This is a genomic window from Pontibacter qinzhouensis, assembly GCF_008017455.1.
GTDB classification, from domain to species: Bacteria; Bacteroidota; Bacteroidia; order Cytophagales; family Hymenobacteraceae; genus Pontibacter; species Pontibacter qinzhouensis.
This window is the reverse complement of sequence record NZ_VRTY01000040.1, coordinates 39,727-49,922: the sequence shown is the minus strand read 5'-3', so window position 1 is coordinate 49,922 and position 10,196 is coordinate 39,727. Positions and strand designations below refer to the sequence as shown.

At 45.7% G+C, this 10,196-nt stretch carries 8 protein-coding genes; 5 read left to right on the top strand and 3 right to left on the bottom strand.

Annotated features, from left to right (window positions below; genetic code table 11):
• Nucleotides 1-46 precede the first annotated feature (46 nt).
• Together FVR03_RS12015 and FVR03_RS12010 are read left to right on the top strand one after the other, a co-directional pair.
• A complete protein-coding gene (locus FVR03_RS12015) occupies nucleotides 47-1,639 on the top strand; it encodes a peptide chain release factor 3 (RefSeq protein WP_147921997.1) in 1,593 nt (530 codons plus the stop codon).
• A gap of 221 nt (nucleotides 1,640-1,860) precedes the next feature.
• Nucleotides 1,861-3,105 (top strand): glycosyltransferase family 61 protein, encoded by a 1,245-nt coding sequence (locus tag FVR03_RS12010; protein ID WP_187270141.1) that lies wholly within the window; start codon nucleotides 1,861-1,863, stop codon nucleotides 3,103-3,105.
• Between the two features lie 258 nt (nucleotides 3,106-3,363).
• Here the strand turns inward: FVR03_RS12010 and FVR03_RS12005 are convergent, their stop codons facing one another.
• The 3 genes from FVR03_RS12005 to FVR03_RS24395 form a co-directional block, all read right to left on the bottom strand.
• Complete coding sequence (locus tag FVR03_RS12005; protein WP_369410456.1) at nucleotides 3,364-4,140, bottom strand: XRE family transcriptional regulator; 777 nt, start codon at nucleotides 4,138-4,140, stop codon at nucleotides 3,364-3,366.
• Nucleotides 4,141-4,355: 215 nt separating this feature from the next.
• Entirely contained in the window at nucleotides 4,356-6,488 is a 2,133-nt protein-coding gene (recQ, locus tag FVR03_RS12000; protein WP_147921994.1) for a DNA helicase RecQ, read from the bottom strand.
• Nucleotides 6,489-6,598: 110 nt separating this feature from the next.
• Nucleotides 6,599-6,751, bottom strand: coding sequence for a hypothetical protein (locus tag FVR03_RS24395; RefSeq protein WP_187270140.1), 153 nt, complete (start codon nucleotides 6,749-6,751; stop codon nucleotides 6,599-6,601).
• Between the two features lie 40 nt (nucleotides 6,752-6,791).
• Here FVR03_RS24395 and miaB point away from each other — a divergent pair, with 40 nt between their 5' ends.
• From miaB to lptE, 3 genes are all read left to right on the top strand, one after another.
• The gene (gene miaB / locus FVR03_RS11995; RefSeq protein ID WP_147921993.1) at nucleotides 6,792-8,234 is read left to right on the top strand and encodes a tRNA (N6-isopentenyl adenosine(37)-C2)-methylthiotransferase MiaB; all 1,443 of its coding nucleotides are present in this window, start codon (nucleotides 6,792-6,794) and stop codon (nucleotides 8,232-8,234) included.
• A gap of 156 nt (nucleotides 8,235-8,390) precedes the next feature.
• On the top strand, nucleotides 8,391-9,674 hold the full coding sequence (locus FVR03_RS11990) for a sigma-54 interaction domain-containing protein (RefSeq protein WP_147921992.1): 1,284 nt from the start codon (nucleotides 8,391-8,393) through the stop codon (nucleotides 9,672-9,674).
• A 13-nt stretch (nucleotides 9,675-9,687) separates the two neighbouring features.
• Nucleotides 9,688-10,179, top strand: coding sequence for an LPS assembly lipoprotein LptE (lptE, locus tag FVR03_RS11985; RefSeq protein WP_255474188.1), 492 nt, complete (start codon nucleotides 9,688-9,690; stop codon nucleotides 10,177-10,179).
• Nucleotides 10,180-10,196 lie beyond the last annotated feature (17 nt).

Genomic DNA, 10,196 nt, shown 5'->3' with positions numbered 1-10,196 from the left:
CCGATAGCCCAGGTGCTAATGCCTGTGTCATCAAGCGTTTTACTCTATGTCATCGAACTCAGAAATTCAGAAAAGAAGAACCTTTGCCATTATCAGTCACCCGGATGCGGGCAAAACGACACTTACCGAGAAACTGCTCCTTTTTGGAGGCGCTATACAAACGGCGGGTGCTGTAAAAAGTAATAAGATAGTTAAAACAGCTACCTCCGACTTTCTGGAGATCGAAAAGCAAAGAGGTATATCGGTGGCGACCTCCGTCATGGGCTTCGATTATAAAGGTTATAAGGTTAATATACTCGATACCCCTGGCCACAAAGACTTTGCAGAAGATACGTACCGCACACTTTCGGCAGTAGACAGCGTGATATTGGTGGTAGATTGCGTGAAGGGTGTGGAAGAACAGACACGGAACCTGATGCAGGTTTGCCGCATGCGGAACACGCCAGTTATAATATACATCAACAAGCTCGACCGCGAAGGCCGCGAACCTTACGAGTTACTGGATGAGCTGGAAAAGGAATTAAACATACACGTGAGGCCGCTTAGCTGGCCAATCGGTATAGGCCGTGACTTTAAAGGCGTTTACAATATTTATGAAAAAGACCTCCGCCTGTTTTCTGTAAATAAATCACAGATATCAGAAGACGTTGTGTCTATTTCTGACCTGCAGAGTGAGCAGCTTGAACAACTCCTGGGACCCAAATTTGCTGGCCAGCTGCGCGAAGATGTGGAGTTCCTGGAAAGTTACTATGAGCCGTTTGACGAATCGCTTTACAAAGAAGGCTACCTGGCACCCGTATTTTTCGGAAGCGCCATCAATAACTTCGGTGTTCGGGAACTGCTCGACACATTTGTTCGGGTGGCCCCTCACCCACAACCACGCGATGCAGCACAACGCGTGGTGGAGCCGGAAGAAAAAAGCTTCAGCGGATTTATTTTTAAAATACATGCGAACCTGGATCCTAACCACCGCGACAGAATTGCCTTTTGCCGCATCTGCTCCGGTAAATTTGAGCGAAACCAGCAATATTACCACAGCCGGCTCCAGAAGAAAGTACGCTTCTCTAGCCCCACAAGCTTTATGGCCAACGAAAAGAGCTTGTTAGAAGAAGCCTGGCCTGGCGATGTAGTAGGGCTTTACGACACCGGCTCCTTTAAAATTGGCGATACATTAACAGAAGGCGAAACACTGCAGTTTAAAGGTATTCCGAGCTTCTCTCCGGAAATTTTTAAAGAAGTAATTAACCGCGATCCTTTTAAAGCAAAACAACTCGATAAGGGGATCAGGCAGTTAACGGATGAAGGCGTAGCGCAACTTTTTGTGCAACAACCCGGTAGTCGAAAAATAATTGGCACGGTTGGTGAGCTACAGTTCGATGTTATAAAATTCAGGCTGAAACAGGAATACAGCGCTACTTGCGAACTTAACACGCTGCATTATTACAAAGCCTGCTGGATAACCTCAGATGACAAAGAAGCTCTCCGAAGATTTATTTCTTTAAAAGGAAGCAACATTGCCTATGATAAAGATGAGAACCCGGTGTTTTTTGCAGAAACATCCTGGATTCTGCGCTCGGTGCAGGAAACGTATCCGGCGCTTCAGTTTCATTTCATCTCTGAGTTTTATCAAAACCAATAAGTTGCTGCTGCAAAAGCAGCCGGAATAACTGCAGTTTAAAGCTATATATAGCTGGTAGCTAATGTTTTAAATTTATAAACCTAATACAGAATATAGGCCGCTACACAGCTAAAAAGACATTGGCAGCGTATATAGTACAATTGTATATTCCAGATTACGTTATTTTGGCCTTTAGCAACTCTGCCGCGTAAGGTAGCATGACTTTTGAGCATCGAAACTATATGAATAAGCTTTATAATAAAATTTCAGTACGTGTCTCCAGAGTTGCCCGTCAACTTATCCCGTTTAACCAGAAGTATAAGCCTATTGGTGTTTATCGTTTAAGTCCTTCAGGTAGCTCTAATACCACAGGAGGATCGGGTGAGTTAATGCTACATGCTATTTACCCTGGGCTAAGCACTACGCTAAACATTTCTGACGATTTATTTAATGCTTGTTCTGATTATTGGAAACCAGTTAAACATGTAGAAACTAACTACGAAGTAGCTGAAGTTCCGCAAGGTCGAATTCACACCGATAACGAAACTAGTGTTGCCATTATTTCTAAATACAATAACCTGATCGGTAATGTATCATTAGGATTAAAAGATGGAAAAGTTATTGCAGCAGCAGAGAATCCAATTTTTGGGCAACGCTACTTTAAAGGTCCGAAAAAAATAAAAGGAACTGTTTTTTCGCTCTTAACAGGTGGCGCCGGCATCAATAATATCAGCCACTGGTTTATAGATGTTTTGCCCCGGCTACACCTGCTCAGGCAAAGTGGCTTGTACGATAAAATTGATTGGTTTTTGGTACCTAGCTTACGCTATAGTTACCAGACTGAAACGCTCGATATGTTGGGGATTCCGAAAGAGAAGCTGCTCGCTGGTGATGAGCACCCACACATTACCGCTGATTGTGTAGTTGCTTCAACTGCCCCTCGCGGAAACCATACGTTGGTGCCGCTATGGCTGTGCGATTATATTAAGTCTGCGTTTATACCATTGGCTCAAAACGGATCTGCTGTTGCCACCCCTGCCCGTATTTACATTAGCCGCAGCGATTCAAGTATGCGCAATGTCATAAACGAAGAGGAACTTGTGGAAGAACTGAAGCCATTAGGTTTTGAGCATATTATCTCCAGCAAACTATCTATACGCGAAAAGTTACACCTGTTTGCTACCGCAGAGGTCGTGGTTTCAGCCACTGGCGCAGGTTTGGTAAGCATTTTATTTTGTCGGCCTGGCACAAAGGTTATCGAAATTTTTAATGAAGGATTCGTAATAGAGCCGTTTTACGACATAGCCACCAAAACAGACCTTGACTACGACTACATTATTTGCCCAGGCACAAAGAAAATTAAGGATGCCGGTAAAGGTCAGCGGGAAAACCTGCTGGTTGATATCGCCAAACTAAAAGCCAAATTGGGTAATCGTCTGCAGCCTGTTAAAGTATCTTCAATAAGTAAATCTGAAGTAGACATTTAAGCTGGAAAAGTAATTATTCCAATTAAAATGCCCTTCCAAAGGAATTTGTTCTTAAAATAGTCAAGGGTAGGTTGTAGTTTCCTTATACTTGTTTTAATCAAGACATCTGCATCTAATAAGCGTTTTCTTCTTTAATCGTTGGTAATTAGAGTTGTTTCAGGAGCTTATTGATGAAGCAATAAAGCAAAAGATCCTGCTCTTAATTGAGCAGGATCTTTTGCTTTAAATTTATTTAGCCAGAATAGACTACTTAAAAAGTTAATCCAGCTTTTTCAGTTTCATCACCTCTTTCTGAAGATCGAGCACAATAGAAGAAAGTTTATCTAAGGACAAATCAGCGATAGGGAAAGTAGAACTGATATAAGACCTTGCCTCCCAGATTTCCAGGATGTCGTCTACGTGCAGTTCGTAGGGCGAGTACAGCGGGTTATCGGAATGCAGCCGCAACATGGAGGCATTCTGAATTTTGTTGTAAATGCGCTTAAACACGACTCCCTCCTTTTCACTTACAATAATGCAAGGCGTACCGTCTTTAATAGCTTGCCAATCTTCAATAAATCGACCAACTATGACAGTACCAGAGGCAATAGGAAGCATAGAATCTCCGCTAATCTCAAAAGCCCTGAAGGTTCCGTTGCTTCCGAGCATGGGCAACTGAAAGCGCGGTAGTTCTTCTATAAACTCAGGATCTGCGTAGCCATTTAAATAACCGGCACTTGCTTTATAAGGAACCAGTTCTATGTTTTCTTTCTGATCCTGATCAACAGTTATTGCCAGAACCCGAAGTTTACCGCCACCTGCTTTAGAAGCGTCTGTACTTCTTTGGTCAGTGCTATTACTTAAGTCAAGAGTTATCAGGTCATCGAGCGTAATATGAAAGTGCGCTGCTATATTTATCAGCGTGCTTAATTTTGGCTCAGCCCTGCCCTCTTCATAAGCGCCGATCAAAGATCGTTTAATGTCTAGCTTCTCAGCCAGTTGCGCTTGGGTATATCCGGCGCTCTTTCTAAGATGCCTTAAGTTTGAAGTTACCATATCCACAGATTGCCAAATGTATTAGTTAAAAATAAGGCAATATCCCTTTGTAGGGCTTATACCTGTAAACATACTAAATTTTTAAACTAAAAACTAATATGTTTAGCATTTTTATTTAAAGAACTAATTTACCAAATAAGTTCCTGCTAACCTGAGGTTTAAAATAATCAAAATTTAAATACCTGAAACTATTGTCAGATATCCTAAATGTTCTCTTATACGCCACTCGTCTGTTTTTTATACACCGCCTGCGACAGCCGGATTTTAAAGTACTCGTAACCTTCACTTAAATGTTCATACAGCTCTTTAAGCTTCGCATCTGGACCAAGCACTTCAATAGCCTCTGATATAGCTCTATATTCTGCTTTAGTCAAAAAATCGCTTACCTTAATAGAGTAACCTTGCTCATATAGAGTTGCCAGGTGCGAATAAACGGTAACAGGGTTCAGTTGCCGCTGCACAGCAATCTGCTCCGGCGATAGCCCCTGCTGGTACGCCTCGAAGGTAACCAGGTGCGTGGCTCCTTTAATTTTATTTCCTTTATCCTGCTCCTCTGTCATAAACCGGATAATCTCATTTATAAAATTCTCGCCATAACGCTCAAATTTCTGAGCCCCTACCCCTCCTATAGCTAACATCGAAAGCCGGTTCGTAGGTTTTTCTGCTGCCATTTCCATAAGCGTGGTGTCGGTGAACACTACATAGGGCGGCACATTATACTCATCGGCTAACCGCTTCCGCAGGCCACGTAAACGCTCAAACAAAGCATCTTTTATAAGCTCCTTTTTTGGTCTGGCTTTAACTAATGGTGCCTCCACCTGCTTCACTTCCTCAAACTTCACCAGCTCTACTTTCCTATTCTCGAAAAGTACCTTCTTGCTCTGCTCTGTCAGTTTCAGGCTGTAATTCTGGTCATAGGCCATTTCAACAAGTCCGGCGTTTATCATTTGGTGCAGGTAGCGCTGCCAGTCCATTGAATTCACGTCGCGGCCGGCACCATACGTTTTAATTCTATCGAAACCTGATTGCAGCACCTGGCTGCTCCTGGAGCCGCGCAATACATCTATCAGCAGGCCCATATTCGCTTTTTCCTGGGTGCGGGCAATGGCAGAAAGGGCTTTCTGGGCTATCAGGGTTCCATCGAAGGTGGTAGGCGGGTTCCGGCAGATGTCGCAGTTGCCACAATTTTTGCTCTGGCTCTCGCCGAAATACTGCAGCAGAATCCTTCGGCGGCAAATGGCTGCCTCTGCAAATTGCTGCATGCGCTCCAGCTTCACCAGCTGCAGCTCAGTCTGCTTCGACTCGCCCTCGGTCAGCATGCTGCGCAGGTTCATCACATCGCTGTAACTATAAAACAAGAGCGCATCCGATTTGGCTCCGTCACGACCGGCACGGCCTATTTCCTGGTAATAACTTTCGATGTTCTTTGGCAGGTTGTAATGAATAACCCAGCGCACATTCGATTTGTCGATGCCCATGCCAAAGGCGATGGTGGCACAAACCAGCTGCACGTTGTCACGCAGAAAGTCTTCCTGGGCCTTGGCACGCTGGTTGGCGCTCATGCCTGCATGGTAGTAAGTAGCATTGTAGCCTTCTTTCTTCAGCTTACCTGCCAACGACTCAGTAGAATTCCGGCTCAGGCAATAAATAATACCCGGTTGCCCCTGGTGCCTGTCCAGAAACTCCAGTATGCGCTTATACCGGTCACGGCCTGGGCGTACGCTCAGGTTAATGTTAGGTCTGTCAAAAGAAGCTATAAATACTTCGGGCTGCTGCAGATGCAACTGCTCCTGAATATCTTTTTTGGTAAGCCGATCGGCTGTGGCGGTTAAAGCGATAACAGGCACCTGCGGAAATTGCTGTTTCAGGGCGCGCAGCTGCGTGTATTCCGGCCTGAAATCGTGGCCCCAGGCTGAAATACAGTGTGCCTCATCTACGGCGAACAACGATACTTTCAGTCGCTTCAGAAAAGAGAAAAACCCAGCCGACAGCAGCTTCTCCGGCGACACATAAAGCAGCTTCAGCTGACCCTTGAGGCACTTGCTCTCTATCTCGTATTGGTCGCTTGCATTTTGAGAACTGTTCAGGTAAGCCGCCGGTATGCCGTTTACCAGCAGTGCCTCCACCTGGTCCTTCATCAGGGCAATAAGTGGCGACACTACCACACAAACGCCAGGCATCACCACCGCAGGCACCTGGTAGCAGATCGATTTTCCGCCACCGGTCGGCATTAGCACCACCACATCCTGCTGCTTCAGTACGTTCGTGATAATCTGCTCCTGCATCGGCCTGAACTGGTCGTAGCCAAAATAAAGTTTAAGTGCTTCGCGTGCCTCTCTGATGTCCATCTGTAATAAAATGCGCTGCCGGTGTGGCTTTAGGTGTTGAGTAACTGAACTCCAAAGATACTTAATTTTCTTCTTTCCGGAAGCTAAGGAGCAGGAGCTCAACCTGTAATTTACCTGAAGTAAATAATTTTCCGGATCATAAAGTTCACATCAGTTGCAGAGATGGCAGGTGAACTGTCGCCGACTCTGCTGCCTGCCTTGCCCTTAAAACCATTCTCCCCTCCTACTCCTGTAAAACCTTTCTGCCATTCTGTCACATGCATTTGTTTCTTTTTGTATATTTGTAGCTGAAAAGGAATGAGAATGGATTCATTAGTAACAGACTTAGATTTTATTGACAACCGCACCCCGGAACAAGCTACCGCTGCTGCCTCCTGCGACACGAAAGTGACCCAGGAAACAAACACAGGCCGTTCTAGGAAATTATATATCGAAAGCTACGGCTGCCAGATGAATTTCTCTGATAGCGAGATCGTATCATCTATCATGTTCAAAGAAGGTTTCGACACAACCTCCCAGATTGAACTTGCCGATGTGGTATTTCTGAACACTTGCTCCATCCGCGAGAAGGCGGAGCAGACAGTGCGAAACCGCCTGGGGCAGATCAATTATTTCAAGAAAAAGAAGCCTGGTTTGGTCGTGGGAGTGTTGGGCTGTATGGCTGAGCGCCTTAAAAAAGCCCTGCTGGAAGAGGAAAAGATTGTAGACCTGGTGGTAGGCCCCGACGCTTACCGTGATCTGCCAAACCTGATTAATGAAGTAGATGGCGGTCAGAAAGCAGTTAACGTGCTGTTGTCGCGCGAAGAGACATATGCCGACATCAACCCGATTCGCCTGAACAGCAACGGCGTATCAGCTTTCGTGTCTATTATGCGGGGCTGCGACAACATGTGCTCTTTCTGCGTGGTGCCCTTTACCCGGGGCCGTGAACGCAGCCGCGATGCGCATTCTATTGTGCAGGAAGTGCAGGACCTGGTAACACAAGGCTACAAAGAAGTAACACTGCTGGGCCAGAACGTAGATTCTTACAAATGGGCTTCTGAAGATGGCACAGAGATGGTGAATTTTGCCCAACTGCTGGAGAAAGTGGCGCTTGTGCATTCTGAGCTGCGTGTTCGTTTCTCTACTTCCCACCCGAAAGATATAACCGATGAAGTGTTGTACACTATGAAGAAGTACGACAACATCTGCAAATATATACACCTGCCTGCCCAGAGTGGCAATTCGCGCGTGCTGGAACTCATGAACCGCACCTACGACCGTGACTGGTACATCAACCGGGTAAATGCCATCCGTTCTATTCTGGGTGAAGATTGCGGTATCTCCTCCGATATGATCTCTGGCTTCTGCACCGAAACTGAAGAAGAGCACCAGGACACCCTCTCGCTCATGGATTACGTGCAGTACGACTACGCCTACATGTTCTTCTACTCCGAAAGGCCCGGCACCTTAGCAGCCCGTAAACTAGAAGACGACATTCCGCTGGAAACGAAGAAAAGACGTTTGGCAGAAGTAATTGACAGGCAGCGCGAGCACTCCTACATCCGGAACCAGATAGCTATAGGCAAGGTGCATAAAGTGCTGGTGGAGAACTTCTCTAAAAAATCGGATGAATACCTAAGTGGCCGCAACGACCAAAACAAAGTGGTTATCTTCCCGAAGAAACACTATAAAAAAGGAGACTACGTGAACGTGTTCGTTAACGACTGCAGCGTAGGCACCCTGTTTGGGGAAGCAGTTGATTAATTTTCAAATTTGAAGATTTGGAAATTTGAAGATGAGGAAGTGTTTCGGAAGATGATTTAAACAGGAAATAAAACCCTCTTTAATCAGACCAGACCTAAAAATTCCAAGTTTAACCATCTTCAAATCTCCAAATTCTTAAATCTTCAAATCTAAAAAATGCGCAATATAGATATACAGAGCATAAAGCAACGGTTCGGGATAATCGGTAATTCTCCGTTGCTGAACCATGCTATTCAGGTGGCTGTGCAGGTGGCCCCTACCGACATGACCGTGATGATTACCGGGGAGAGTGGCAGTGGGAAAGAGTCGTTCTCAAAAATAATTCATAACCTGAGCCCACGGAAACACGGGCAGATTATTGCCATTAACTGCGGCGCAATACCAGAGGGCACTATCGATTCGGAGCTTTTCGGGCACGAGAAAGGCTCGTTTACAGGTGCTCAGGAGGCACGGAAAGGCTACTTTGAAGTAACCGATGGAGGCACTATTTTCCTGGATGAAATAGGTGAAATGCCTTTAGGTACGCAGGCCCGCCTGTTGCGCGTGCTGGAAAATGGCGAATTTATAAAAGTGGGATCTTCTAAAGTACAGAAAACTGATGTGCGTGTGGTAGCTGCCACCAACGTGAACCTGCTGCATGCAGTTGAAAAAGGCCAGTTTCGAGAAGACCTGTATTACCGGCTCAACACTGTTCCTATTGCTGTACCTCCGCTCCGCGACCGGGGCGATGATATTTATTTGCTGTTCAGGAAATTTGCCAGCGACTTTTCAGATAAATACAAAGTAAAACCTGTTACCCTTACGCCTGATGCCATACAGGTACTGCTCCGATACAGATTTCCGGGAAACATCAGACAGCTTAAAAATATTGTAGAGCAGATTTCCGTTCTGGAATATGACAGGGAAATTGACGCTGCTAAAATGCTGCATTATCTGCCGAAGGAGCAATCGAACCTGCCTGCCCTGCTCAACAAGGATCCTAAAGGAGGCGACCACAGTTTTTCGGAGCGCGACCTGCTTTACAAGGTGCTGTTCGACATGCGCCGCGATGTGTCGGAGCTGAAAAAGCTGGTATTTGAGTTGCTGACACACGGACCATCTGAAAACGATACGGAGCTTCTGAAAGAGCACAGCCACCTGTTCGAGAACATTGACCACCACCATGCCTTTAATGGCAGGCCTTACCAGCAAGAGCACCAGGAAGGTTACTACTTGCCGGTTGGTCAGCCTAAGAACCATGAGTACGAAGAAGAGCAAAAAGTAGAAGACATTCCGCACGAAACCGAGGAAGAAAGCCTTTCGCTCGAAGACAAAGAAAAAGAGCTGATTCTGAAAGCGCTTAAAAAGCACAACAACAAACGGAAATATGCCGCCCAGGATCTGGGCATTTCTGAAAGAACACTTTACCGCAAACTAAAGCAGTATGATATTGAAGAGTAAATTTTATTTGGTTATGAGCTGCCTGCTGCTCCTGCTTACCAGCGGATGCGGTGTTTATTCGTTTACCGGCGTTAACATCAGCCCCGACATCAGAACGATCTCCATCCAGAACTTCGAGAATGCATCAGGTGAAGGTCCGGCCAACCTGACACAGGTCGTGACAAACACTTTTAAAGAATATTACCAGCGAAACACCAACCTGAACATGCTGCAGCGCGAAGGCGACTTGCAAGTAGAAGGAGAAATTGTTAGCTTTAGTATTACGCCGGCGGCAGTGCAGCGCGAAGGTGATTTTGACCGCGCCAGCCTTAACCGTCTGACTCTTGGCGTAAAGGTGCGCTTCACGAACACCAAAAATTCTGAAGACGATTTTGATCAGACATTTTCTATTTCGCAGGATTTTGCGCAGGACGTGGACATTAACCAGATACCTACTACAGCCATTACCCAGCTCGCCGAGCGACTGGCAATCGATGTGTTTAATAAATCATTAGCCAACTGGTAATTAACCAGCTTATCAGA